General features: G+C 75.2%; 18 protein-coding genes, 1 tRNA gene and 2 pseudogenes. 8 read left to right on the top strand and 13 right to left on the bottom strand.

Annotation, left to right across the window (positions count from 1 at the left end; all coding sequences use genetic code 11):
- The 5 genes and pseudogenes from ABZ873_RS16625 to ABZ873_RS16605 all read right to left on the bottom strand — a co-directional run.
- Positions 1-323, bottom strand: a pseudogene (locus tag ABZ873_RS16625) (hypothetical protein); the annotation flags it as partial.
- Between the two features lie 7 nt (positions 324-330).
- Positions 331-1,365 carry an arginine beta-hydroxylase, Fe(II)/alpha-ketoglutarate-dependent gene (vioC, locus tag ABZ873_RS16620; protein WP_360871621.1) on the bottom strand — a complete coding sequence of 345 codons (1,035 nt, stop codon included), beginning with the start codon at positions 1,363-1,365 and terminating at the stop codon, positions 331-333.
- Positions 1,366-1,492: 127 nt separating this feature from the next.
- Positions 1,493-3,385, bottom strand: coding sequence for an amino acid adenylation domain-containing protein (locus ABZ873_RS16615; RefSeq protein WP_360871618.1), 1,893 nt, complete (start codon positions 3,383-3,385; stop codon positions 1,493-1,495).
- Complete coding sequence (gene vioD / locus ABZ873_RS16610) at positions 3,382-4,542, bottom strand: capreomycidine synthase (protein ID WP_360871615.1); 1,161 nt, start codon at positions 4,540-4,542, stop codon at positions 3,382-3,384. The genes ABZ873_RS16615 and vioD overlap by 4 nt, the downstream gene beginning before the upstream one ends.
- 21 nt (positions 4,543-4,563) lie before the next feature.
- The gene (locus tag ABZ873_RS16605; RefSeq protein ID WP_360871612.1) at positions 4,564-5,955 is read right to left on the bottom strand and encodes a lysine 2,3-aminomutase; all 1,392 of its coding nucleotides are present in this window, start codon (positions 5,953-5,955) and stop codon (positions 4,564-4,566) included.
- A gap of 484 nt (positions 5,956-6,439) precedes the next feature.
- On the opposite strand from ABZ873_RS16605, the gene ABZ873_RS16600 reads away from it, so the two are divergent.
- From ABZ873_RS16600 to ABZ873_RS16575, 6 genes are all read left to right on the top strand, one after another.
- Positions 6,440-7,057, top strand: coding sequence for an XRE family transcriptional regulator (locus tag ABZ873_RS16600; RefSeq protein WP_360871609.1), 618 nt, complete (start codon positions 6,440-6,442; stop codon positions 7,055-7,057).
- 69 nt (positions 7,058-7,126) lie between these two features.
- Positions 7,127-8,860 (top strand): carbamoyltransferase C-terminal domain-containing protein, encoded by a 1,734-nt coding sequence (locus ABZ873_RS16595; RefSeq protein WP_360871606.1) that lies wholly within the window; start codon positions 7,127-7,129, stop codon positions 8,858-8,860.
- Positions 8,857-10,605, top strand: a complete 1,749-nt coding sequence (locus tag ABZ873_RS16590; protein WP_360871603.1) for a condensation domain-containing protein — start codon at positions 8,857-8,859, stop codon at positions 10,603-10,605. Before ABZ873_RS16595 ends, ABZ873_RS16590 begins: the two co-directional genes overlap by 4 nt.
- Positions 10,606-10,637: 32 nt before the next feature.
- Positions 10,638-12,137 (top strand): AMP-binding protein, encoded by a 1,500-nt coding sequence (locus ABZ873_RS16585; protein WP_360871600.1) that lies wholly within the window; start codon positions 10,638-10,640, stop codon positions 12,135-12,137.
- Positions 12,134-13,831: an ABC transporter ATP-binding protein gene (locus tag ABZ873_RS16580; protein WP_360871597.1), complete on the top strand. Its 1,698-nt coding sequence runs from the start codon at positions 12,134-12,136 to the stop codon at positions 13,829-13,831. The genes ABZ873_RS16585 and ABZ873_RS16580 overlap by 4 nt, the downstream gene beginning before the upstream one ends.
- The gene (locus ABZ873_RS16575; protein ID WP_360871594.1) at positions 13,828-15,684 is read left to right on the top strand and encodes an ABC transporter ATP-binding protein; all 1,857 of its coding nucleotides are present in this window, start codon (positions 13,828-13,830) and stop codon (positions 15,682-15,684) included. The genes ABZ873_RS16580 and ABZ873_RS16575 overlap by 4 nt, the downstream gene beginning before the upstream one ends.
- A gap of 9 nt (positions 15,685-15,693) precedes the next feature.
- Here ABZ873_RS16575 and ABZ873_RS16570 read toward each other — a convergent pair whose 3' ends face one another.
- Complete coding sequence (locus ABZ873_RS16570) at positions 15,694-16,245, bottom strand: hypothetical protein (protein WP_360871591.1); 552 nt, start codon at positions 16,243-16,245, stop codon at positions 15,694-15,696.
- A gap of 197 nt (positions 16,246-16,442) precedes the next feature.
- On the opposite strand from ABZ873_RS16570, the gene ABZ873_RS16565 reads away from it, so the two are divergent.
- A tRNA-Cys gene (locus ABZ873_RS16565) sits at positions 16,443-16,514 on the top strand.
- 19 nt (positions 16,515-16,533) lie between these two features.
- On the opposite strand, the pseudogene ABZ873_RS16560 reads toward ABZ873_RS16565, so the two are convergent.
- The 6 genes and pseudogenes from ABZ873_RS16560 to ABZ873_RS16535 all read right to left on the bottom strand — a co-directional run.
- Positions 16,534-17,511: pseudogene (locus tag ABZ873_RS16560) on the bottom strand (pyridoxal-phosphate dependent enzyme); the annotation flags it as partial.
- On the bottom strand, positions 17,432-18,469 hold the full coding sequence (locus ABZ873_RS16555; RefSeq protein WP_360871589.1) for a GHMP kinase: 1,038 nt from the start codon (positions 18,467-18,469) through the stop codon (positions 17,432-17,434). The pseudogene ABZ873_RS16560 and the gene ABZ873_RS16555, both read right to left, overlap by 80 nt.
- A complete protein-coding gene (locus ABZ873_RS16550; RefSeq protein ID WP_360871587.1) occupies positions 18,466-19,308 on the bottom strand; it encodes a DUF364 domain-containing protein in 843 nt (280 codons plus the stop codon). The genes ABZ873_RS16555 and ABZ873_RS16550 overlap by 4 nt, the downstream gene beginning before the upstream one ends.
- The gene (locus ABZ873_RS16545; protein WP_360871584.1) at positions 19,305-20,147 is read right to left on the bottom strand and encodes an ABC transporter ATP-binding protein; all 843 of its coding nucleotides are present in this window, start codon (positions 20,145-20,147) and stop codon (positions 19,305-19,307) included. Before ABZ873_RS16545 ends, ABZ873_RS16550 begins: the two co-directional genes overlap by 4 nt.
- The gene (locus tag ABZ873_RS16540) at positions 20,144-21,250 is read right to left on the bottom strand and encodes an iron ABC transporter permease (RefSeq protein WP_360871581.1); all 1,107 of its coding nucleotides are present in this window, start codon (positions 21,248-21,250) and stop codon (positions 20,144-20,146) included. Before ABZ873_RS16540 ends, ABZ873_RS16545 begins: the two co-directional genes overlap by 4 nt.
- Positions 21,240-22,271, bottom strand: a complete 1,032-nt coding sequence (locus ABZ873_RS16535) for an ABC transporter substrate-binding protein (protein ID WP_360871577.1) — start codon at positions 22,269-22,271, stop codon at positions 21,240-21,242. Before ABZ873_RS16535 ends, ABZ873_RS16540 begins: the two co-directional genes overlap by 11 nt.
- 137 nt (positions 22,272-22,408) lie before the next feature.
- Between ABZ873_RS16535 and ABZ873_RS16530 the strand changes: the two genes are divergently transcribed.
- Positions 22,409-23,665: an MFS transporter gene (locus tag ABZ873_RS16530; RefSeq protein ID WP_360871575.1), complete on the top strand. Its 1,257-nt coding sequence runs from the start codon at positions 22,409-22,411 to the stop codon at positions 23,663-23,665.
- Here the strand turns inward: ABZ873_RS16530 and ABZ873_RS16525 are convergent.
- Positions 23,654-24,439 (bottom strand): VOC family protein, encoded by a 786-nt coding sequence (locus tag ABZ873_RS16525; RefSeq protein ID WP_360871573.1) that lies wholly within the window; start codon positions 24,437-24,439, stop codon positions 23,654-23,656. The genes ABZ873_RS16530 and ABZ873_RS16525 overlap by 12 nt on opposite strands.
- Positions 24,440-24,481: the final 42 nt, after the last annotated feature.

The raw sequence follows: 24,481 nt of genomic DNA, 5'->3' as shown, positions 1-24,481 counted from the left end.
CCCACCCACAGCATCCCCCGGGGGTGGGGGCGGCGGGGGGGGGCCGGGACCCCGCCCCGCCCCCGCCCCTGGTCGCGGCGGGTGGCCCGCCACGAGGGCGTGCCGTCCCACCGCACCGGCAGGCCGTTGGCGGCCGCGACCAGGCGTCCGTCGCCGTCCACCAGGCACAGCTGGTGCTCGGCGTAGCGGTCGTACATGCCGTGCCAGCGCCAGTTGCCGGGGGACTCCCAGCTCATGAAGGCGGGCATGTTGGCGCCGATCAGGGCGTCGACCTCGGGCAGCAGCCCCGGGTCGCGGGACAGGTCGGTGAGGGTGAGGTCCACCGGCGCGTCAGCCCAGGAGCCGGGTGGCGGCCGTGGCCCGCATCTCGCGGGAGCGGCGCAGGTCCGTGGTCACGCAGACCCGCTTGAGCCAGCGGTCGGTGCCGTCGTAGCGGGCCTCGAACGGCAGCCGGCCGTGCACCGCCCGGTGGTTGTCGATGAACAGCACGTCGCCCTGGTCCGCGACCACCTCCCGCATCCCGGCGTCGACCACCTTGAACAGCGCGTCGTACGCCCGCCGCGCCTCGGTGTCCTCCTCCGGTACGGAGGTGAAGTACGGGTCCAGGCGCATGTACGGGTCCAGGCGCGAGCCGTAGAGCAGCGGGCCGAGCGGCCGCTCGTCGATCATCCGCTGGATGGTGGCGAACCGGGCCGCCTCCTCCTCGGAGGTGATCGTGTTGTTCTTCGGCAGGTGCGACTCGTCGGGCGCGATGTAGAACCGCGGCTCGAAGAGGATGTCGATGTCCTCGGCGGACAGGGAGGACAGGTCCAGCTCGCCGACCGTGGTGGGCACGTGGTCGGGATTGCGCAGCGCGCCGAGGATCAGGTAGTCGCTGCGGTAGGGGTGGAAGGCGTCCTCGGTGTGCCAGGTCAGCAGTTCCTTGCTGCCCATGCCGAGCTGGTCGTTCTCGTGCTGGCGGATCGGGAAGATGTCGTGCACGAGGTGCCCGTCCTGCTGGGTGGCCCAGCCGAAGGGCTCCCCGAGCAGCGCCGAGTACAGCATCAGCAGCAGCTCTTCGGGGAACTCCGGTCCGGGCCTTCCGCGGCCCCGCCAGTGGCCGGGGGTGGGGCCGATGCGCGTCTGGTCGAAGTCGTGGCCGCGGATCACGGTGTGCCCGTGCCGGTCGGCCAGCTGGAAGTCGCGCAGGAAGCCCTGCACGCCCTCCGGCAGCCGGGCCGCGAGCCGCGGCAGGTCGTGCAGGAGGCCGGGGTCGCCGAAGGACGGGTAGGAGGAGGCCAGTTCGAGGCCGAGTTCCGCGATGGCGGAGGACTCCTCGGCCGTCAGGGTGTAGCCGGGCGTGGACTGGTCGGTGAGGTTCGACATGCCAACTCTCGCTGAGTGGTCGGGGGATGGTTGCTGCTCGCGGACGGCCGGAGCCGGGGCCGCGGGCCCTCGGGTGGTACGCCCGCACGGGACGGGGACGGATCCCCTCCCGCCGGGAAGGCGCCGGTCAGGGCTGGGCGACCGCGCGGCCGGCGAGCGCGTCGGCGAGGAGCCGGGGCGTCGGGGCCGTGAAGAGCGCGCTCGCCCGCAGCCCGGCGGCGGCGGGCTGGGACTCGCGCAGGCGCGCGAGCAGGCGCAGGGCGAGCAGGGACTGCCCGCCGTGGTCGAAGAAGTTGTCGTCGGGGCCGAGGGCGGGGGCGTCCAGGACCTCGCGGAAGAGGGCGAGTACGGTGCCCAGCGGCTCCTGCCCGGTGCCCTCGGCATCCGGGACGGCCACCGGGGCCGGGGTTCCGGCGGCCGCCGGGGCCGCGGAGGCATCGGAGCCCGCCGAGGCCGCCGCCGCCCAGGTGGCCAGCCGCCGCTTGTCGACCTTGCCGTGCGGGTTCTTCGGCAGGACGGCCACCCGGTACAGCACCCGGGGCACCGCCCAGTCGGGCAGCTGCGCCTCCAGCGGGGCCACGAGAGCGTCCCGGTCGGCGCCCGTCAGCCGCACTGCCTCCCCGGGCAGCGGCGCCGTCGCGGGGTCGGCGGGCACGGTGAACGCCCACAGGACGGTGCCGGTCTCCGGGTCGGGGAAGACCACGGCCTGGCCCACGCCGCCGCCCTCGCACAGGGCGCGCTCCACCCGGGCCGGCTCCAGCCGGTGGCCGCGGATCTTGACCTGGTCGTCGACCCGGCCGAGGAAGACCAGCTGCCCGTCGGGGCCGATCCGGCCCAGGTCCCCCGTGCGGTAGACGCGGGCGTCCGGCCGGGCGGCGTACGGGTCGGGCACGAAGCGGCGGGCGGTGGCCTCCTCGTCGTCGAGGAAGCCGCGGGCCAGCAGCGGACCGCCGATGTGGATCTCCCCGGTCCCGCCCTCGGGGACCGGGCGGCCGTCCTGCCGGATGCTGATCTCCACGTCCCGGAGGGCGGTGCCGAGCGGCACCTCCTCGGCGTCGGCGGGCAGCAGGCCGGTGTAGAAGGTGGAGCTGACGGTGCATTCGGTCAGCCCGTAGACATGGGCGAGGGCCGCGGGCTGCCGGGCCTGCCAGCGCCGGTAGGGGACCGGGTCCATCCGCTCGCCGCCCACCACCACCGTGCGCAGGGTCTCCGGCGTGGCCGTGCCGCTCCCGTCCAGCCAGCGGGCGTACTCCAGCCAGTACTGGGTGGACAGTTCGACCACGGTGGTCCGGGTCCGGGCCAGGGTGATGTGCAGTTCCTCGGCGTCCAGCGCCCGGGTGTCCTCGCGGCACACCACGGCCGCGCCCGCGGCGAACGCGGGGAACACCTCCTCGATCAGCACGTCGAAGCCGAGCGAGGCCACCTGGAGCCAGCGGTCGTGCGCGGTCAGCTCCAGCCGGTCCGCGACCGCGACGGCGAAGCGGCGCAGCGCGTCCCGCTCGATCACCGTGCCCTTGGGCCGGCCGGTGGAGCCGGAGGTGAACAGCACGTAGGCGACATCGGACCCGCCGGCCCGGCGCACGGGACGCGCGGGCTCCGTAGCCTCGGCCCCCGGCTCATCGGCGGGTACGTGGGCCCCCTCGGGCGCGTGCGCCCCGTCGCCCAGCCACACCGCGGCGGCGGTGCGGGCCACCAGCGCGGTACGGGCGGCGGGCGGCAGCCGGTCGTCCAGGACGGTGAACCCGGCGCCCGCCTTGAGCGCCGCCAGCATCCCGAGCACCGTACGGGCCGGGTCGCCGAAGGCGAGGCCCACCAGCTCCCCGGGTCCCGCCCCGCGCCCGGCGAGGAAGGCGGCCCAGGCGTCGGTGAGCCGGTCGGCGTCCCGGTAGGTGAGCACCCGGTGCGGGGTCACGAGCGCGGGGCCCTCGGCGTGCTCGCGGACCGACTGCTCCCACAGGTCGAGCACGTCGGGGCCGGTCACGGCGGCCTCCGTCACGTCGGGCCCGGTCACGGCGGTCACCGCCCGGCCCTCCGCGCCAGCAGGAACTCCGACAGCCCTTCGAGACCGGCCCGGAAGCCCTCCTCGGGGCCGCCGAAGCCGAGCCGGGCGCCGTGCGGCGCGCCGAAGGCGGTGCCGGGCACCAGCAGGGTGCGGTGGCGGGCGAGCAGGTCCAGGCAGAACCGCTCCACCGCCTCCGGTCCGGCCCCCGCCTCCTCCAGCTCCCGGAAGACCGGCAAGGCGCACACCCCGCCCTCCGGCGGGGTCCAGCGGACCAGCTCCTCGTGCTCGGCCATCCACTCCGTCAGGTGCGCGAGGTTGCGCCGCGCCTCGGCCGCCCGGCGGCCGATGAGCTCGTCGGCGTTCCGCATGGCCCGCTCGGCGACCAGCTCGACCAGCGGGGAGAGGAAGAGGGTGGTCCGGTCGCGCAGCGGGAAGGTGGCGGTGATCAGCTCCTTCGGCGCGACGGCCCAGCCCACCCGCAGTCCGGGCAGGCCGAAGGTCTTGGAGAAGGTGCCGTAGGACACCGTGTCGCCGCCCTCGGCGCCGGGGTCCGGCAGCACTTCCCAGCGGTGGGCGATCTCGGCGGTGGCGGCATCCCACACGAGCACGGCGCCGGTGGCCGCGGTGCGCTCCGTCAGCGCCTTGAGTCCCGGCGGGGAGAGGGTGACGCCGCTGGGGTTGTGCGGGAAGTTGACGATCACCGCGGCGGTGCCGGGGGTGATCAGCTCGTCCAGCACCTCGGGGTCGATCTCGCCGTCGCGCACGACGCGCGCCGGGAGTTCGACGACATCGCAGCCGGCCGCCCGCGGGTAGTGGCCCAGCGAGTGGTAGATGCCCTCCTGGACGACGACCCGGTCCCCGGGGTGCAGCAGGGCGTTCAGCGTGAGCGCGATGGCCTCGCTGGACCCGTGCGTGATCAGGACCCGGTCGGCGTCCCCGCCGGCGTAGCGGTCGGCGACCGCCCGGCGGATCCCTTCCCCGCCCTGGGAGACGCTGTCGTCCATGACGATCGCGTCGAGGTCGGCCACCGGTATCCGGCACAGGTCGCGTATCTCGGCGAAGGTGTACGGGTGGACGCCGCTGGAGCTGATGTCGTGGAGGTCCGGGCCGAGGTGCCGGCGGTACCACTCCTCCAGGACCGGAGGGTCTTCACGCCGTGGACGCAGACTGCTCATGGCTGTGCAACTGTCCCTTCTCTACCCCTGACGGGTTTCCCGCCACCAGCGCTGCCCGGAGAGCGGGAGCGTGTCGATGGGGTCGTAGTAGTGGTAGGAGCCGCTGTGGGCGTCCAGGTCCGCCGCCTCCAGCGGAGTGAGGTAGCTCTTGCTCCAGTGCGAGACCCCGAGCTGGCGGTCGTAGGTGTCGGCCTGGTCCACCCAGCGCTTGCCGGCCATCGGTACGTCGCACACGATGCGGGGGGTGGCGAAGCCGGGCAGGTAGCCCATGATCTGACGCTGGATCCGCTGGGCCCGGTGCAGCGGCACCCGCCAGTGCTCGGCGTTCGGGATCATGTCGCACATGTAGAAGTAGTACGGAGTGATGCCGGCGTGGTCGACGAGCGCGAAGCACAGGTCGAGCAGGTCGTGCGCGCTGTCGTTGATCCCGCGCATCAGCACGCCCTGGTTGCGCACGTCGTGCAGGCCGGCGCCCAGCAGGGCCCAGGAGGCGCGCGCCACTCCGGGCGTCACCTGCTGCGCGGCGTTGGCGTGTGTGTGCAGCGCGACGCGCACCCCGCGGGAGCGGGCCTTGCGGGCGATGCGCTCGACGCCCTGGAGCACCGGCGCGGAGTTCCAGTGCTGGGGCAGTCCGATCAGCCCCTTGCTGGCGAGCCGGATGTCGCGGACCGACTCGATGTCCAGCAGCCCGTCCACGAACCGCTCCAGCCGCGGCCAGGGCAGGTTGGCCAGGTCGCCGCCCGACACCACCACGTCCCGGATGCCGGGGGAGGAGCGCAGGTGCTCCAGGATCCGCTCGGCCCGGTCGACGGGCTTGAGCTGGAGCTTGTTCTTGGTGACCTGGGGCGTGGAGTTGCCCACCAGGTCCATGCGGGTGCAGTGCCCGCAGTACTGCGGGCAGGTCGAGAGCAGTTCGGCCAGCACCTTGGTGGGGTAGCGGTGGGTCAGCCCCTCCACCACCCACATGTCCTGCTCGTGCAAGGAGTCCCGGCTGGCCATCGGGTGCGAGGGCCAGTGCGGGTGCCGGTCGGAGAACACCGGCAGCATGTACCGGCGTACGGGGTCGTCGTAGAAGGCTTTGGTCAGCTCGCCCGGCCGGGCCGCGGCGGCCTCGGGGGCGATCGTGTTGAGCATCTGGGGCGGCAGCAGGACCGACATGGTGGCGCGGTGCAGGCGGTCCTGCTCCCAGTCCTCGTAGAACGACGCGTCGAGCAGATCGCCGACGACCGCGCGCAGTCCCTTCGCGTCCTTGACGCAGTGGGCGCGCTGCCACTGCGGATCTGCCCATTCCGTTTCGGTGACTTCACGCCATCCGGGGTAGCGCCGCCAGTCCGGTTCCACGAGCGGGGTGCTCCGGTACTCGTAGACGCCTTCGAGCGCTGCTGACTCCGTCTGGCTGCGTGCTGTGTCCACCAACCCGCCACCCATTCCCGTCGGTTTCGGCCGTATCGCCTGACAGCAACCGATCTTGCAGAGCCCCGGCGTTGTACACGACCGCCGGTTGTACGGGGCACTCGGCCCGAGTGCCCCTGTACAAAACCCCGCCGAAGGCGGATGGTTGTGCGGGCAACGACCAGCTGCGCTCTTGTACGGGGCAACGTTCCGGGGCGCTGAGGGGAACGTCCGGGGAACGGTTCCGGACGGGTGTTGCGGCGGTGTGAACCGGGGCAACCTCATTCGGACGAAACGCCCGCCGCGTGGCCGGAAGCGTCGATTGCCGATTGATGGATATGTCACTGGCATGTACCAATGTCCGAGAGATCCGGTGCGGCGGTTTCCGGTCGCGCCCGGCGCGCCGGACCGGTTCTCATGTCGGATCCGTACGCCATTGACCAGGTTGTACGGCACGGGACAGCCAGCGCTTCACTCGGCACCGTCGATGATTCAGGGGAGAGGCATGCCCAGGCCAGAGCGGTTGTTAGATCCCACGGCCGGACCGCTGGAGGAGTTCGCCCACGCCTTGCGCGGTCTGCGCAAGCAGGCCGGGAACCCCTCCTACCGGACCATGGCGAAACGAGCCCACTACTCCGTCGCCACCCTCGCGGAGGCGGCCCGCGGACTGCACAAGCCCTCCTTGAAGGTGACCCTCGCCTACGTGGCCGCCTGCGAGGGCGATCCGGAATCCTGGACCCGCCGCTGGTACCGCCTCAGCACGGCCCTGGAGGGACACGATGTCCCCGCCCGGGGCCAGCCGGGCGGGAACGGCCTGGTCCCGACCCAGCCACCGGCCGGCCGCCGCCCCGGAACGGGCGCGCCCGCCGCCCCCGTCCGGCGGACCGGGGCGGGCGCCGCGGCCCGCGCCGTCGCCCCGCCCGTGGCCGCCGCGCGGCGGCCCGCCCAGGACGCGCTGACCGCCGACGAGCGGGCCGAACTGCGGCGCCTGCGCAACGAGGTCGAGCAGCTGCGGCACGCCAACGCGGTGCTGAAAGCCGCATCCGCGATCTTCGCCGCGGATCTCCGCACAAACTCCCAGGTCGTGTACAACCCGGCGGACCGACAAGATCCGTTGGCGTGACCGGACGCCGAGCGCCCCACGGGCCCGAGGCGGATCCGGCGGATGCCGACCGACCTTTGGGGACTGATCATGCGTGTGCTCGGAGTCAACGGCTGGCCCGGCGCCAGCCACGACGGTGCGGCCTGCCTCGTCGTGGACGGCGAGGTCATCGCCCTCGCCGAGGAGGAACGCTTCACCCGCAACAAGCACGCCTACGGGGAAGCGCCCCTCCACGCCGCCGCCTACTGCCTGGCGGAGGGAGGTCTCACCCTGGACGACATCGACGTGGTCGCCCACGGCTGGGACCTGCCCACCCTCTTCGCGGACCGCGGCCTGGACTGGTTCGACAACGACGCGGCCGCCCTCGAACACCTGCTGCCCAAGGCGCTGTTCCCGCGGGCCCGCGACCCCCGGCTGACCTTCGTGAACCACCACATCGCGCACGCCGCCAGCGCCTACCACCTCTCCGGGCGCGACCGGGGCGCGATCCTCGTCCTCGACGGCCAGGGCGAGAACGAGAGCACCACCCTCGCCGTGGGCATCGACGGTGAGATCAAGACACTGCGGGCGCACACCCCCGGCTGGTCGCTGGGCTACTTCTACGCCGCCGTCTGCGAGTACGCCGGCCTCGGCGCCGACGCCGCCGGCAAGATGATGGGCCTCGCCTCCTACGGCACCCCCGGCGACCTCGGTTTCGGCGGCGCCTTCGGCTTCACCGACGAGGACTTCACCATCGGCGTGGTCCCGCCCGACCTGCGCTCCACGGGCACCACGGACGAGGAGACGGCCACCATCCGGTACTGGATGGAGCACCTGGAGAAGACCCTCCCCGAGGCGCCCAACCGCGGGGTGCGTCGCTTCGACCCCCGCACCGGCCGCTACGGCAAGGTCACCGACCGGGACCCCTTCGAGTACCGCGACATCGCCGCCACCGCACAGGCCGCGCTGGAGCGCGCCGTCATGGGCCTGGTCCGCGGCCTGCTCCGGGAGACCGGCGAGACCACCCTGCTGATCGCCGGAGGCGTCGGCTTCAACGCCACCCTCAACGGCAAGATCATGCGGATGCCCGAGGTCCAGGACCTCTTCGTGCAGCCCCTCGCCGGCGACCAGGGCGTCTCGCTCGGCGCCGCGGTCTGGGTCGCCGCCCAGGAGGGCGACCGCATCCGGCCCATGGACGGCTCGGTCGCCTGGGGCCCCCAGTGGTCCCCCGACGCGATCCGCCGGGTCCTGGACGCCTCCGGCACCCCCTACACCGAGCCCGCCGACATCGCCGCCGCCACCGCCGAGGTCCTGGCCGCGGGCGGGGTCTCGGGCTGGTTCCAGGGCCGCGCCGAGGGCGGCCCGCGTGCGCTGGGGCACCGCAGCCTGGTCGCCGTACCCGATCCGGAGGCCACCCGCGACCGGGTCAACGTACGCATCAAGGACCGCGAGGCGTGGCGGCCGTTCGCGCCGAGCATGCAGGAGGAGGCCGCCGAGGCGCTGATCGGCACCGCCACCCCGCTGCCCTACATGATCGTCACCACGCCCGTCACCGAGGCCGGGGCCGCGGCCATGCCGGCCGTCGTCCACAGCGACCGCACCACCCGGCCGCAGACCGTCTCGGCCGCCGTCGACCCGCTCTACCACCGCCTCATCGGCGCGGTCGGCGGGCACACCGGGACCCCCGTCATCATGAACACCTCCTTCAACGGCCGGGACGAGCCCGTCGTGTGCAGCCCGCGCGACGCCCTCGCCACCTTCCACCGGCTGCCCTTGGACGCCCTCGCCCTCGGCCCGTTCCTGATACGCCGCCCCGCCGGGTTCCCCGGGGAGGCCGGCGCGTGACCGCCCCGGTACGGCAGGACAGCGCCCCCGAGGCGGTGGCCCCCGACGACACCGCCCCCGAGGCCGCCGCCCCCGAGGCCCCGGCCGAGGAGGAGATCCACGCCCGGCTCGCGGGCTGGCTGGCCGAGGCGGTGCTCGACCCCGACGCCGACCTCACCGGCCCGCTGATCGACCTCGGCGTGGACTCCCTCGACCTGATCCGCACCGCCCGCCGCATCGAGGCGTCCTTCGGCGTACGGGTGCAGCTGCGCGAGCTGTTCGCCCCCGGGCTGACCACCGCCAGGCTCGCCGCGCTCGTCGCCGGGCGGGCCGCCCTGCGCGGCGGGGCCGAGGCCGCCCCGCCGGGCATCGCCCACGGGCCCGTCGTCCTCACCCCCTCCCAGGAGCAGGCGTGGGAGGAACAGACCGGCGAGCGCGGCCAGTGGAACCAGGCCCTGCTCTTCACCACCAGAGCGGGGATCGACGCGGGCCTGTTCGCCGAGGCCGTCCGCCGGCTCGTCGCCGGGCACGCCTCGCTCCGGCTGGCCGTCGAGGACCGCCCGGCCCGCCGCCCCCGGCAGCAGACCGCCGCCCTGGACACCGACGGCCCGCCCGCCGCCGCCCTCGGCCCGGCCCTCGACACCGTCGACGTCTCCGAGCTGGCCGATGCCGGCCTCTCGGCCGCGGTCGCCCTGCGCTGCGCCGTCGAACAGCGCTCCCTGGACCCGCTGCGGGGCCGCGTGGTCCGCTTCGTCCGCTTCGACGCGGGCCCCGCCCGGCCCGGCCGGCTGCTGATCGCCGTCCACCAGATCGCGATCGACATGGTGTCCTGGTCCGTCCTCCTCGCGGACCTGGAGGAGGTGTACACCGCCCTGGAGGAGGGCCGCCACGACGTATGGCCCGCCGAGGGCACCTCGTACCCGGAGTGGGCCGAGGCCCTCGCCGCCCACGCCCGCACCCCCGAGGCGGAGGAGCAGGCCGAGTGGTGGACCGAGGTGGCCCGCACCCCCGCCGCCCTGCCCCCGGACCACCCCGTGGCCGACCCGCGGGCGGTGAACACCGCCGCCACCGCGGCCACCCACCGCGAGGAGTTCCCCGCCGGGCTCACCGCCCGCCTCCACACGGCGGCCCGCGCCCACCGCGCCCACGTCGGCGACCTCGTCCTGCACGCCCTGGGCGAGGTGCTGGCCGAACGGCTCGGTGAGCCCGCGGTCCGTGTGGACGTACTGCGCCACGGCCGCGAGGAGACCGTCGGGGACACCCATCTGGCCCGGACCACCGGCTGGTTCACCACCACCGTCCCCGTCCGCCTGGACCTGGCCGCCGCCACCCCGGCCGCCCGCCTGGCCGCGACCGTGGGCCACCTCGCCGCCCTGCCCGGCGGCGGCGTGGGCCACGGCGCGCTCACCCGGCACGGCCGGCCGCGGATCGCCGCCGTCCTGCGCGCCGCGCCGCCCAGCGACGTCTCGTACGACTTCGAGGGCGACGACGCCGACACCCTGCCCCTGGGCACCCTGCTGCCGGACGTGGCCCCCGAGCCCGTCGGGGACATCACCGCCCCGCACTGGACCCGCCCGCACGCCGTCGAGGTGATCGCCACCACGGAGGACGGGGCCCTGCACGTGGAGTGGTGGTACTCCACGGCCCTGCACGAGGAGGCGACCGTACGCACGCTCGCCGCCCGCCACCGGCACGCCCTCGTCACCCTCCTGGACGCCCTGGCCGACAGCGGCGCGCCGGGCGCCGCCGAGGCCACCACCCGCTGACCGCCGCACGGACGGACCGGAAGACACCTGCCATGACCCTGCCCAGCATGCTGGACCCCTTCTTCGCCATCGCCCGCTCGGACCCGGACCGGCCCGCCGTGGTCGACAACGGCGTGACCGTCGGATACGGCCAGCTGGCCCGCTGGGCAGGGGCCGTCGCCGACCTCGTGGCCACCCGCGGCCCGGCCGCCGGCCGCCCGGTGGTGGCCGTCCAGACCCACCACAGCGTCCGCGACATCGCGGCGATCCTCGGCGTCCTGGCCGCCGGCCGGGGCTACGTACCCCTCGCCGACGAGCCGCTCGACCACACCGAGGCGGCCCTGCGCGCCCTCGGCTGCCGGGAGCTGGTCGCCACCGCCGAGACCGGCCGGCTGCCCGCCGTCGACCGGGTCCTGCGGCCCAACTGGGGCCGCTCCAAGGCCCCCCTGCCCGAGACGGGCGAGCCGGTCCGTGCGGAGGACCCGGCCTACGTCCTGTTCACCTCAGGCTCCACCGGCGCCCCCAAGGCGGCCGTCGTCCCCCACGGCGCCCTCCACGCGGTCCTGCCGCACCTGGCCCGGCAGTACGGCGTCGGCCCCGGCACCGTCGCCCTCAACTTCCACCGGGCGGACGGCGACACCAGCCTGGAGGAGATCCTGCCGACCCTGCTGGCGGGCGGGCTCGTCGTCCTCGACGAGGACAGCGAGGCCGACCTCGACCGGGTCCTGACCGACCACGAGGTCACCCTCGTCAACCTGCCCGTCGACTACTGGCACCTCTACACCGGCCACCTCCTCGACACCGGCCGCCCGCTGCCCCGCTCCGTCGAGACCGTCGTCGTCGGCGGCGAGGCCGTCCGCCCCGACATGCTGGAGCGCTGGCGGCGGCTCGGCGCCGGCCAGGTCGTCCTGCTCAACACCTACGGCTCCACCGAGACCGCGCTCGTCACCCACAGCGCCGTCCTCGCCGGACCCGGCGCGCCCGCCGGCTTCCCCGACGGCGTGCCCATCGGCCGCCCGCTGCCCTCCGTACGGCAGACCGTGCTGCCCCGGCCCGACGCGCCGGAGGGCCCCGGGGAACTGCTCGTCGCCGGACCCCAGCTGAGCACCGGCTACCTCGACGCCCCCGACCGGACCGCCGCCCGCTTCGTCGAGGCCGACCACGGCGGCGGCGCCGAGCGCTGGTACCACACCGGCGACCTCGTCACCGAGGACGCGGAGGGCTCGCTCGTCTTCCACGGCCGCATCGACCACCAGGTCAAGATCCGCGGGCACCGCGTGGACCTGCTCGACGTCGAAGGAGCCGTGGGCAGCCTCCCCGAGGTGACGGCCGTCGCCGCCGCCGCGCACGACAAGGGCGAACACACCGTCCTGCTCGCCTTCGTGACCCTCGCCCCCGGCGCCGCCGACGCCACCGACACCGCTCTGCGCGAACGGCTCCGGGCCGCCGTCCCCGGCCCCCTCGTCCCCGACCGGATCGTCGCCGTGCCCGAACTGGTGCACACCCGCACCGGAAAGGTCGACCGCGCGCGCACCCGGGACCGGTACCTGTGAGCAACCGACTCTTCGACGCCTCCGTCGCCCCCGCCGCCGTCCCCGAGGCGGAGTCCGGGGGCCCCTGGGCCTACCTCTGGTGGCTGGCCCGGATCCGCCCCCGGCCGCTGCTCCTCGCCGCCCTGCTCGGCGTGCTGTGGATGGTCCCCCTGGCACTGATCCCGCTCGTCCTCGGCCGGGCCATCGACGAGGCCGGGGAGGCCACCGGCCAGGCCGGGCTCTACCTGTGGTCGCTGGTCGCCCTCGGCCTCGGCATCCTCCAGGCCCTCGCCGGCGCCGGGCTCATCCAGGCCGCCGTCGGCGCCGAGGCCCACGCCCTGTCCGTCACCCACCGCGTCCTCGCACGCCAGGTCGTACGGCTCGGCGCCACCCTGCGCGGCAAGGCCCGCTCGGGCGACGTGGCCGCCTCCGCCACCGCCGACGTGGAGAGCATCGGCAACGCCTTCGAGGTCATCGGCCGCACCATCGGCGCGGTCGTCGCCGCCGTCCTCGTCGCCGTGGCCCTCACCCTCACCTCGCCCGTGCTCGGGCTCGCCGTACTCATCGGCGTCCCCGCGGCCGTCCTCGGCATCGGCCCCCTGCTGCGGCCCCTCCAGGAACGCGACGAGGCCCAGCGCGAGCAGATGGGCATCGCCACCTCCCAGGCCGGTGACATCGTGGCGGGCCTGCGCATCCTGCGCGGCATCGGCGGCGAGGCCCGCTTCGCCGAACGCTTCCGCCGCACCAGCCAGCAGGTCCGCCGGGCCGGTGAATCCGCCGGCCGGATGGAGGCGTGGCTCCAGGCCGCCGGGGTCTTCCTGCCCGGCCTGGTCACCGTCGGCATCGTCTGGCTCGGCGCCCGGCTCGCCCTGAACGGCACCATCACCGCCGGTGAACTCGTCGCCTTCTACGGGGCCTCCGCCTTCCTCACCCTGCCCGTCAGCACGGCCACCGAGGCCGCGGAGACCCTGAGCCTCGCCAAGGTCGCCGCCGGCCGCGTCTGCACCCTGCTGCGGCTGACCCCCGAGACCGTCCGGCCCGGAGATCCCGCCCCGCTGCCCGCCGGCGCCCTCGCCCTGGCCGACGCCGACTCCGGGGTCCGGGCCGCCGCGGGCCGCCTCACCGTGATCACCGCGCCCGCCGGCCGCGCGGGCGACCTCGCCGACCGGCTCAGCCGGCCCGGCGCCCACCCCGGCGGCGTCCCCTGCGCCGTCCGGGTCGGCGGGGTCCCCCTGGACCGGGCCGACCCCGAGGAGCTGTCCGCGCGGCTGCTGCGCTCCGGACCCGCCGACATCCTCTTCAGCGGCACCGTCCGCGAGGAGCTGACCGCCGGCTCCGCCCGCCCCCAGGAGGCCCTGGACCGGGCCCTGTCCGCCGCCGACGCCACCGACGTGGTCGAGGCCCTGCCCGGCGGCCTCGACGCCTGGCTGGACGAGGGCGGCCGCGCCCTCTCCGGCGGCCAGCGCCAGCGGCTGGTCCTCGCCCGCGCCCTGCTCGCCGCCCCCGACCTGCTGATCCTGGAGGACCCCACCGCCTCGGTCGACGCCCACACCGAAGCCCGCATCGTGGAACGGGTCGCCGCCCTGCGCGCCGGCCGGACCACGGTGGTCCTCACGGACAGCCCGCTGTGGCGGGCCGCCGCCGACCATGTGGTCCGCCTCGACGCGGAGCCCGCCGCCGGCGCCACCGACCGCTCCGCAGGAGTCCCCTCATGACCACCACCCCCACCCGGGCCACCGCCCCGGCCCCCGGCGCCGACGCGGCCGCCCCGGCCCCCGCCGAAGCCCCCGGGGCCGGGCGGCTGCCGCTCGCCGGACGGGCCGAGGTGCGCGCCTGGACCGCCGTCTTCCTGCGCGGCGAAGCCCCCCGGCTGGCCCTGACCTTCGGCCTGTTCGCCGCAGCCCTCGCGGCCAGCCTGGTCGGCCCCCGGCTGCTCGGGTACCTCGTCGAATCGGTCAAGGACGGCACCACCACCGGCCGCGTGGACATGCTCGCCCTCGCCTTCGTCGCCATCCTCGTCGGCCACGCCCTCCTCGCCCGCGCCGCCCGCACCCAGGCCACCCTGCTCGGCGAACGCGTGCTCGCCCGTACCCGCGAGAACTTCGTCAGCCGGGTGCTGCGGCTGCCGCTCTCCGAGGTCGAGGCCGTCGGCACCGGCGACCTGCTCAGCCGCGCGACCACCGACGCCGACCGGCTGAACGAGAGCATCCGGCAGGCCGTCCCGCGCATCGCGCTGGCCGCCGTCACCCTCCTGTTCACCTTCGCCGCCATCCTCCTCACCTCGCCGCTGCTCGCCCTCGGACTGCTGGCCGGCGTACCGTTCGCCGTCCTCTCCACCTGGTGGTACCGGCCCCGCGCCACCCGGGCGTACGAGCGCCTGCTCGCGGAGGAGGCCGACGTCCTGGCCGTCACCCACGAGACCACGCGCGGCGCCGCCACCGTCGAGGCCCTGGGGCTCGGCCCGCGCCAGCTCCGCCGCCACGGGGCGGCCGTGGACCGGGTGGTGCGCACCCGCCAGCGCACCACCTGGCTCCAGACCATCTGGTTCCCCAGCCTGGACCTGGCCACGATGGTCCCGATGGCGCTCACCCTCCTCATCGGCGGACTGGCCTACCAGCGCGGCGAGGTGGGACTGGCGGAGCTGACCGCGGTCGTGCTCTACGTCCAGGCCCTCGGCGAGCCCCTGAACGACCTGCTGACCTGGACCGACGAACTCCAGATCGGCAACGCCGCGCTGCGCCGCATCCTCGGCGTCGAACGCCTGCCCCGCGAGGAGCCGGGCACGCCACCGCCCTCCGACGGGCACGCCATCCGCCTGGAGGGCGTCCACTTCGGCTACGGGCCGAGCCGCGAGGTGCTGACCGGCGTCGACCTGGACATCGCGGCGGGGGAGCGGCTGGTGGTCGTCGGCGCCTCCGGCGCGGGGAAGTCCACCCTCGGCAAACTGCTCGCGGGCGTGCACCACGCCACGCGGGGCACCGTACGCATCGGCGGCGCCGACGTGGCCGGCCTGCCGGTGGACCGGCTGCGGCGGGAGATCGTCCTGGTCACCCAGGAACAGCACGTGTTCACGGGCACGGTCCGGGACAACCTCCTGCTGGCCGTGGGCACCACCGGTGAGGAGGCCGACGACCGGGACGCCACGGCGGACGCGAAGCTGTGGGAAGCCCTGGCCACCGTCCTGCTGGCCGACTGGGTACGCTCCCTGCCCGACGGCCTGGACAGCGAGATCGGCCCCGGCGCCGCCCTGGTCTCCCCCTCGCACGCCCAGCAACTGGCCCTCGCCCGGCTGCTGCTGTCGGACCCGCACGCCCTGGTCCTCGACGAGGCCACCGCCCTGCTGGACTCCACCGCCTCACGCCGCGTCGAACGCTCGCTGGCCGCGCTGATCGAGGGGCGCACGGTCATATCGATCGTGCACCGCCTGGACTCGGTCCGCGACGCGGACCGCATCGCGGTCATGGACGCGGGCCGCATCGTGGAACTGGGCAGCCACGAAGAACTCCTCGCCGCCGCCGGTGCCTACGCCTCCCTCTGGCACTCCTGGAACACGGCCCGCCACAGCTGAGCGGCGGGTTCAGTCCCAGCAGGAGGACGAGGAGCCGTCGCTCTCCGAGCCGGCCTCGATCTCGAAGGCCAGGCCCCGCGCCGACTCCCGGTTCGGGGGCAGCCGGTAGACCTCGTGCAGCAGGCGGCGGGACACGAAGTGCACCGTCGCCTGCCGGGCACCGCCCTCCGGGCCCTGGGTGAAGCACAGTTCCAGCGCGGGGTCGGCGAAGGGCCACGCCGGGGTGTGCACCTGCCAGCCCCCGTCCTCGGCCGCCCGCCGGTAATGGGCCAGGACCTCCTGCTCGCTGCCGGGGTAGAAGTACAGCCGCCGGGCGGACAGCCAGGCGTCCCCGCTGTCGTCGACGCACTCCGCGTACGCGCCCGCGTCCCCCGGGGCCGCCTTGGCGCCGGGCGGCGCCGAGGCCAGCAGCGGCAGGGAATCCAGCTCCCGCAGCCGGTCCTCGGTGCCCTCGCAGGTGGTGAAGGGCGCCAGGGCGGAGCAGCCGCCCACCCCTCCCGCGACCAGGGCGGTGGTGAGCAGCAGGACAGCCGGGCGAAGGCGGCGGGACCGGAACGGCACGGGGTACTCCTCGGTGAACGCGGCGGACCGCCGCGCTGGTTGTAGTACCGCATGCGGCCGCCACGCACCAGTGCCGTCTCCCCGGCCGGACCGGCCGTCCCCGTTCGTGAACGGCGTATTGCGGTCCTGTGGCGGGGCGGGCCGGGCCCTTCTGCCGGGGCGGCCGGGGGTCTAGCGTCGTACGTGCGCACCACCAGGACCGTGTGCCCGAGTGGCCCAGGGGCCGGACTGCAAATCCGGTGACGCGGGTTCGAATCCCGCCACGGTCTCCGCGGAGCCGCCCGCCCTGTTCCAGTCCGTCCGGGACCAGGGCAGGGCGAGCTCGGCCGGGCCCGTCACCGCGCGCGGGGCCAGGGAGTCCAGGGGGACCGCCTCGCGGTGGCGGGCGTACACCGTGTCCACGTAGCGGTGCCCGGTATCGGCGGCGACGAAGACCACCGTGCGCTCCGGGGAGCGGGCCCGCTCCCAGCGCGCGGCGAGATAGGCCGCCCCCGTGGACAGCCCCGCGAACACCGCGTGCCGGCGCAGCAGGTCGACGCCGCCGGACAGGGCCGCGTCGAAGGAGATCCAGTGCAGCGTGTCGTAGGACGCGTGGCGGACGTTGCCGAAGGGGATGGAGCTGCCGATCCCGGCGATGATGATCTCGGGGTCGGACACATGGCCCGCCCCGAAGGTGACGCTGCCGAAGGGCTGCACCCCGACCAGCTCCACCCCCGGTGACCCCTCCCGCAGATAGTGGGCCAGGGCCCCGGTCGAGGCCCCGGAGCCCACCCCGCCCACCAGGGTCAGCTCCGCGCCGCCCGTGGCCTCCCGGATCCGCTCGGCCACCGCCCGGTAGCCCAGGTAGTGCACCTCGTCGTGGTACTGCCGCATCCAGTGGTACTCGGGATGCGCGGCCAGGATCTCGTGGACGCGCTCCACGCGCCGCTTCTGGTCCAGCTTGAGGTCGTCGCAGGGCTCCATCCGCTCCAGCGTGGCCCCCAGTACGGCGAGTTGCACGCTCAGCGTGCGGTCCACCGTGGTCGACCCGATGATGTGGCAGCGCATGCCGTGCCGGTGGCAGGCCAGCGCCAGCGCGTACGCGTAGATCCCGCTGGAGCTGTCCAGCAGGGTGTCGCCGCGCCGCACCACCCCGGTGTCGAGCAGGTGGCGGACCGCCGCCAGCGCGGAGACCACCTTCATGGTCTCAAAGCGCAGGCAGACGAGCCGGTCGTCGAGGCGTATCAGATCCGGTCGGCCGACGGCCTCCGCGATGTGCCGGTCCACTGGTGAACTCCTTGGTCGTCGGAAAGGCCGCCCGGGTCGGGACGGTCGTGAAGACACGGGTGACGGGAACGCCCTCGCCCTCCAGGGCCCGTACGCAGCCACGCACCCGGTGGCGCAGCCCCGGCACGGCCGGATCGAGCAGCAGCCCGGCCACCGACCCGCTGTGCGCGATCTGCACGCCCACCGCGCCGAGCCGCCCGGCGATGCCCTCCACGGTGTCGAACTCCGCGTGCCGCAGCGCCCGCTGGCCGCGCCGGGCACTGGCCGTCGCGACCCGCCCGAGCAGCGCCGCGTCCCCGAGAGCCACGGCCCGCCGCAGCAGGGACCGCAGCCGCTCGAAGGCCCGTAGATCGGCCTCGTCCCACACCCGGGCCGGCAGCGCGAGGGTGTCCACGGGCGCGCCCCCGCCCAGGGCGCAGCCCACCACCACGAGCGGCGGCAGCCGCCGGCCCAGCACCTCCAGCACCCGCCCCTCGCGCTGCGCGAAGAGCACCGGCCGGGCGTCGAGCATCAGCGGATCACTGGCCCGCTCGGCGCGGACCGCCAGCCGGGCGACGACCTCGGCGGGCAGCCGCACCCCGTAGGCGTCGGCCACCGCCCGGACCGCCGCGATGACATCGCTGGTGGAGCTGCCCATGCCCAGTCCCACCGGCACCTCCCCGAGCAGCCGCAGCTCCCCGCCGCAGGGCGCCTCCCCACCGCGCCGCGCGCACTCCTCGACGGCGAGCACCGCCGCCCGCGCCGCCTTCGTACGGTCGCCGGGCCGTACGGTGACCACCCCGGCCGGGGTGTCCGGCCCGCGGGCGAACTCGGCGCGGCTGCCGGGGCCGTCCATCGGCAGGGTGACCAGTCCGGCGCAGCGCCGCCCGGCTGGGTCGCGGAAGACGCCTTGCAGGATCTCGCCGTGGTGGCAGGGGGCGTGCCCGTACCCGGTGGCGTGGCGGAGCGCCGGGCTCACGCCGGTCCCGCCGTCCGGTAGCGGTACAGGACGGTCGGGTCGGCGCTGAACTGGGAGAAGGGGAAGGGCTCCGCGGACAGCGCGGTCACCCCGGAGCCGAGGAAGGCGCGGGCGACGGCGCTGCCGGTCTGCGCGTAGACGACCAGCGGGATGCCCCGGCGGCGGCAGCGGTCGAGGACGGTGTCGAAGGAGCCGTTCCCGAGGGTCATCCCGGTGGCGACGACGGCGTCCGCGCGCTCCAGCACCTCGTGCATGTCGGGGGTGACGGGGTCGCCCCACTGGGTGGCCCGCAGGTTGAGATCGCAGGGCAGCGGTTCCCCGCCCCGGGCGCGGATCGCCGCCACCAGCGGGTTGACCACGCCGATCAGGCCGACCTTCGCCCCGGGCGCGAGGTCCAGCAGCCCGGCGATGGCCGCGTCCCGGGCCGCCGCGCGGGTCTCGGGCGTACCGGCGGGGAGGGTGACGGGCTCCGCGCCGGAGTCGCGGTGCGGGTGGCGGGAGGCGAGATAGGCGTCCAGCGCGGCGATCCGCAGCGGGCGCGGGGCGTCCCTCAGCAGGACGTCGAGCGGGGCGCCGGAGGAGTCGCGGCAGACGGCCGGATCGACCTCGCCCGCCTCGAAGGCGCAGCCGCCGAAGGAGTCGCCGAGGCGGACGACGACGTACTGGTTGAGATAGGTGGTGTCGCCGCCGGCCAGCCGGGTGCCGTGGTGGATCCAGAACACGCTGGTCGCGACGAGCCCGGAGGGCAGCGGGCCGTGCTCCCCGGCCAGGACGGCCGTGAGCAGCGCGTCGACGGTGCGGGCGGTGGGGGCGGTGGACGTGGTGGGTGTAGTCGTCATGGTGTTCCTTGGGTTCCGTTGCTGACTGCGGTCCGGGACAGGGGAGAAGGGGCGGACGGGATGTGCGGGGCGGTGCGCAGCGGCCCCCGGTAGGCCACCGCCGGTCGTCCCGGCCCGTCGGTGGTCAGTTCCGCGTCGACCTCGAAGACCCGGGCGAGGTTCCCGGCGGTGAGGACCTCGGCGGGGGTGCCGGAGGCGATCAGGCGGCCGTGGTGCAGGAGCAGCAGCCGGTCGCAGTAGCGGGCGGCCAGGGTGAGGTCGTGGAGCGCGACGAGCACCGTCCGGTCCGTGCCGGCCAGCAGCTCCATCAGCTCCAACTGGTGCTTGACATCCAGGTGGTTGGTCGGCTCGTCGAGCAGCAGCCCGTACGGCTGCTGGGCCAGCGCGCGGGCGATGTGCGCCCGCCGCCGCTCACCCCCGGACAGGCCCTGCCACGACCGCCCGGCGAGGTGGGCCAGCCCGACCCGCTCCAGCGCGGCGGCGACCACGGCCCGGTCGTGCGCGTCCGGCCCGCGCCAGCGGTCGCGGAAGGGGGTCCGCCCCAGCCCGACGACATCGGCCACCCGCAGACCGGTGTCGGGCCCGGAGTCCTGCTCCACGAAGGCGACCCGCCGGGCGATCCCCCGCGCGCCCAGCTCCCGTACGGGCGTGCCGTCGTAGCGCACGGTCCCGGTGTCGGGCGTGCGCAGCCCGGCCAGGCAGCGCAGCAGGGAGGACTTGCCCGAGCCGTTGGGGCCGAGCAGGGCCACGGTCTCGCCCGGCGCGATGTCCACATCGACCCCGCGCACCACGGGTGTCCCGGAGGCGGACCAGCTCAGTCCCTCGGCGGTGATCCTCACAGCTCACCCCTCCTGCGCAGGACGACGAGGAACAGCGGCACCCCGATCAGCGCGGTGATCACCCCGACGGGCACCTCCCGGGGTGCGAACGCGATCCGCGCCAGGGCGTCGGTCCACACCAGGAACACCGCGCCCGCCAGCGCCGCGCAGGGCAGCAGCAGCCGGTGCACCGGCCCGACGAGGAAGCGCACCCCGTGCGGGACGATCAGCCCGACGAAGCCGACGGCGCCGACGGTGGCCACCGCGACCGAGGTCAGGACGGCGGTGGTCACCAGCAGCAGCATCCGGGTGCCGCGTACGCCGATCCCCAGCGAGGCGGCGGTGTCCGCGCCGAAGGCCAGCCCGTCCAGGGCGTTCGCGCACAGCCAGGCCACCGCGAGCCCCAGCGGGGTGACGACGGCGCAGACCACGACGGCGTCCCAGCGGGCCGGTGCCAGCGAGCCGAGCAGCCAGTGGGTGAGGGCGCGGGTGGTGTCGGCGTCGGCCGAGGCCATCAGCACCAGCGAGGTCAGGGCGGTGAAGAGCTGTCCGACGACCACGCCCGTGAGGACGATGCGGGCCGAGTCCAGCCCGGTACGCCGCAGCAGCAGGAGCAGCAGCCCGAAGGAGAGCAGGGCCCCGGCGAGGGCGCCGCCGGTGACCCCGAGGGCGCCGGCCCCCACCCCGAGCACGACCACGGCCACGGCTCCGGTGGACGCGCCGGAGGCCACCCCGAGCAGATAGGGATCGGCGAGCGCGTTGCGGGTGACGGCCTGCAGTACGGTCCCGCACACCGCGAGCGAGGCCCCGACCAGCGCGGCCATCAGCACCCGGGGCAGCCGCAGGTCCCAGACGAGGGAGTCCATGAGCGGCGGCAGCGGCTCACCGCCCAGCCCCAGCCGGGACCCGAAGGCCCGGCCGAGCTCGGCCCATCCCACGTCGGCGGCCCCGATCCGGGTGGCGGCGGCCACCGAGAAGGCCAGTACGAGCAGCAGCGCCAGCGGCATCACCACCCGCGCGGGCCCCGGCCGCGGAGGCGCGGGCACCGGATCCGCCGAAGCCGGACGGCCCGCGGTGGCACGCGCCGCCGGATGCAGCAGATCCGCGGCCGTGTCAGCGGACATAGCCGAGGTCCTTCATCCCGGCGGCCAGCAGTCCCAGCGCGTGCACGGAGCGGACGGACGGGTCCAGTTCGATGCCGGGCACCTCGATGATCCGGTTCTCGCGGACGGCTCCCAGCCGGGACACCACCGGGTCCTTCGCCATCGCCTCGCGCTTCTCGGCGGCGCTGTCGCCGGGCCGGCCCCGCTCGGACAGGTCCCCGATGACAATGAAGTCCGGGTTCCGCCTGGCCACTTCCTCCCAGGAGACCTCCGGCCAGTCCTCGTTCACATCGTCGAAGGCGTTCTTCGCGCCGACGATCCGGCTCATCTCACTGGGCAGCCCGGTCCGCCCGGCCACGTACGGCATGCCGTTGAAGACGGAGTAGAGGTAGACCACGGTGGGCGGCCGGCCGTCCGCCGTGGCGGTCCGGCCCGCGCTCTCACCGGCCTTGGCCACGGCCGCGCGCTGGTCGGCGGCGAGCCGCGCGGCCCGGTCCCCGGCGCCGAAGACCTTGCCCAGCTGCTCGTAGTCGGAGAAGAGCAGGTCGAAGGGGGCCGTGCCGGCCGGGTTCTGCTGCGGGCAGTCCACGGCGCTGACGAAGGCGGGGACCTGGAGGGCGGCCAGCTCCTCGCGGGTGCCCGCGCGGTCCTTCGTATAGAGGTCGGCGGAACCGGCGACGACGAAGTCCGGTGTGGCGGCGCGCAGTTGCTCGCCGGTGGCGATCTTGGGGGCGATCACCGGGATCTTCGCGTAGGCGTCCTGGTACCGCGCCGGGATCTTCGTCTTGAGGTTGGCCGTCCCGGCCATCCGGTCCTGGAGGCCCAGTTCCAGCAGGGTCTCACTGGAGGTCTGGTCGAGGGCGACGGCGCGGGCGGGGGAGCGGTCGAAGGAGAGCTCCCGGCCGCAGCTGCTGAGGGTGGTCCGGGAGGCGGCCGCGCCTTCGGGACGGGGGCGTTCGGCGGGGGCCGCACAGCCCGCGGCGGCCGCCGCGGAGGCGAGGACGAGGGTCAGGGCGAGGCCCGTTCGGGTGCGAGGGCGCATGGGTTCTCCGGTCTGGGGCGGGGACGGACAGGGCGCTGGCAGGGAGCGGACAGGGCCGGGCGGCGGGCAGAAGCGCCGCGTTCAGAGAGTACTGTAATGGTTATCGTTTTCATTAATGACATGAGGAGCGCCACACCGTGACGACCGCACCCGCCCCCGCCGCCCCCAAGAGCGGCCCCCCACGCGCCCGTTCCGTCCTGCGCGACCCCGGCTTCCTGCGCCTGTGGGCCGGGACCACCGCCTCCGGGCTCGCCACCTGGGCCCTGCCCTTCGTCCTCGGCCTCGCCGTCCTGCACCGTGAACTCGGCGCCGCCGGACTGGGCCTGGTCCTCGGCGCGCGCACCGCCGGATTCCTCGCCGCCGTCGCCGTCGGCGGGGTGCTGGCCGACCGGCACTCCCGCCGGGCCGTCGTCCTCTGGTCCGCGCTCGCGGCAGCCGCCGCCGCACCCCTGCTCGCCCTCGGGCTCGGCCGGTCACTCCTGCTCATGACCGCGGCCGCCGCCCTCGCCGGAGCCGGGCAGGGGGCCTGCCGCCCCGCCTTCCAGGCCCTCACCGCCGAGGTGGTCGACCCCGGTCGCCGGCAGCAGGCCAACGCCGCGACGACCCTCGCGGTCCGGGCCTCCACCCTGGCCGGACCCGCCCTGACCGCCCTGCTCGCGGCCTTCCTCGACGTGGCCACCCTGCTGCTCGGGATAGGCGCGCTGTGGCTGGTCGCCGCGCTCCTGCCGGGCCGGGGCGCCGCCGTCACCGCCGAAGCCGGGCCCCGGCCGCCCCGCGCCTCGTTCCGCGCCGAGTTCGTCGACGGGGTCCGCGAGGCCCGCCGCCACCCCTGGTTCCTCGCCGGGCTGGCCGCCCTCGCCGCCGTGATCACGCTGGGCTACTCCGCCACCAGCGTCGCCCTGCCCCTGATCAGCCGCGACCGCTACGGCACCGAGTGGGTGCTCGCCGCCGCCATGACCGCCTACACCGTGGGCGCCCTCGGCGGAGCCCTGGTCACCGCCCGGTGGCGGCCCCGCTCCCAGGGCTGGGCCGCCTTCGCCGGACTGGCCGCCTACGGCCTCGCGCCGCTGAGCCTGATGCTGCCGGTGCACCCGGCCGTGGTGATCGCCGCGTACGTCGTCGCCGGCACCGGGATCGAACTGTTCAACGTGCCCTGGTTCACGGCCACCCAGCGCGAGGTCGCCCCCGACAAGCTGGCCCGGGTCTCCTCCCTGGACTTCCTCGTCTCCTACGGCCTCGCCCCGCTCGGCCTGGCCCTCATCGCCCCGGCCATCGACAGCTTCGGGGTCACCGCGGTGCTCGGGGTGTGCGCCGCCGCCTGCCTCCTCGTACCGGCGGGCGCGGCCCTCGTCCCCACCGCCCGGCACTTCGCCCGGCCGGGCTCAGGGGCGTGAGCGCACCAGGGCGAAGACCGCGCCCCCCGGATCCGCCACCGTCGCCTGCCGGCCCCGCATGCCCTCGTGGGGCGCGGCGACCACACGGCCGCCGAGCGCGCACACCCGCTCCGCCGCCGCGTCGGTGTCCGCCACCTCGAAGTACGCCAGCCAGTGCGGCCCCCGGTCGTGCGGCAGCGACCGGCCGACCCCGTGCACGGCGGCCACCGGGCGGCCCGCCAGGTTCAGGCTGAGGTGGTCGAAGTCGTCGGAGGCGGTGATGTGCGTCTGCGCCTCGTGGCCGAAGACCCGCTCGTAGAACTTGCCGACCGTCGAGGTGTCCTGGGTGACCAGCTCGTTCCACACGGGCGTGCCCGGAGCCCCGTACACCCCGGCGGCCGGCAGGCCCCGCGTCTGCCACAGGCCGAAGACCGCGCCCAGCGGATCGGAGCAGATCGCCACCCGGCCCGCGGCGCCGGCGTCCAGCGGCCCCACGGCCACCGTGCCCCCGCAGGCGCGGACCGCCTCGGCCGTCACCCCGGCGTCGTCCGTGGCCAGATACGTGGTCCAGGCGTGCGGCAGATGCCGGTCGGGCGGCATCTCCCCGATCCCGGCCACCTCCTGACCGTCCAGCACCGCGCGGACGTACGGGCCGAGCTGCGCGGGGCCGGGCTCGTACTCCCAGCCGAACAGGTCGGCGTAGAAGTCCTCGGTGCTCCCGAGGCCGTGCACCATGAGGCTCACCCAGCACGGGGTGCCGGGAGTGTGCCGGGTCGCTGCCGCTGCCTCGGTCATGTCAGCCGTCTCCTCCGTCGTGCCGATACCGGTGCTGATGGT

The organism is Streptomyces sp. NPDC047014 (assembly GCF_040644195.1).
In the GTDB taxonomy this organism is placed as follows: Bacteria; Actinomycetota; Actinomycetes; order Streptomycetales; family Streptomycetaceae; genus Streptomyces.
This window is presented reverse-complemented; position numbering and strand designations above follow the sequence as displayed.

What these genes read in the sequence shown, in the direction of transcription:
- vioC (WP_360871621.1), bottom strand. Translation starts at nt 1,365, where the DNA reads ATGTCGAACCTCACCGACCAGTCCACGCCCGGCTACACCCTGACGGCC.
- vioD (WP_360871615.1), bottom strand. Translation starts at nt 4,542, where the DNA reads ATGAGCAGTCTGCGTCCACGGCGTGAAGACCCTCCGGTCCTGGAGGAG.
- ABZ873_RS16600 (WP_360871609.1), top strand. Translation starts at nt 6,440, where the DNA reads ATGCCCAGGCCAGAGCGGTTGTTAGATCCCACGGCCGGACCGCTGGAG.
- ABZ873_RS16595 (WP_360871606.1), top strand. Translation starts at nt 7,127, where the DNA reads ATGCGTGTGCTCGGAGTCAACGGCTGGCCCGGCGCCAGCCACGACGGT.
- ABZ873_RS16585 (WP_360871600.1), top strand. Translation starts at nt 10,638, where the DNA reads ATGACCCTGCCCAGCATGCTGGACCCCTTCTTCGCCATCGCCCGCTCG.
- ABZ873_RS16575 (WP_360871594.1), top strand. Translation starts at nt 13,828, where the DNA reads ATGACCACCACCCCCACCCGGGCCACCGCCCCGGCCCCCGGCGCCGAC.
- ABZ873_RS16550 (WP_360871587.1), bottom strand. Translation starts at nt 19,308, where the DNA reads ATGACGACTACACCCACCACGTCCACCGCCCCCACCGCCCGCACCGTC.
- ABZ873_RS16540 (WP_360871581.1), bottom strand. Translation starts at nt 21,250, where the DNA reads ATGTCCGCTGACACGGCCGCGGATCTGCTGCATCCGGCGGCGCGTGCC.
- ABZ873_RS16535 (WP_360871577.1), bottom strand. Translation starts at nt 22,271, where the DNA reads ATGCGCCCTCGCACCCGAACGGGCCTCGCCCTGACCCTCGTCCTCGCC.
- ABZ873_RS16525 (WP_360871573.1), bottom strand. Translation starts at nt 24,439, where the DNA reads ATGACCGAGGCAGCGGCAGCGACCCGGCACACTCCCGGCACCCCGTGC.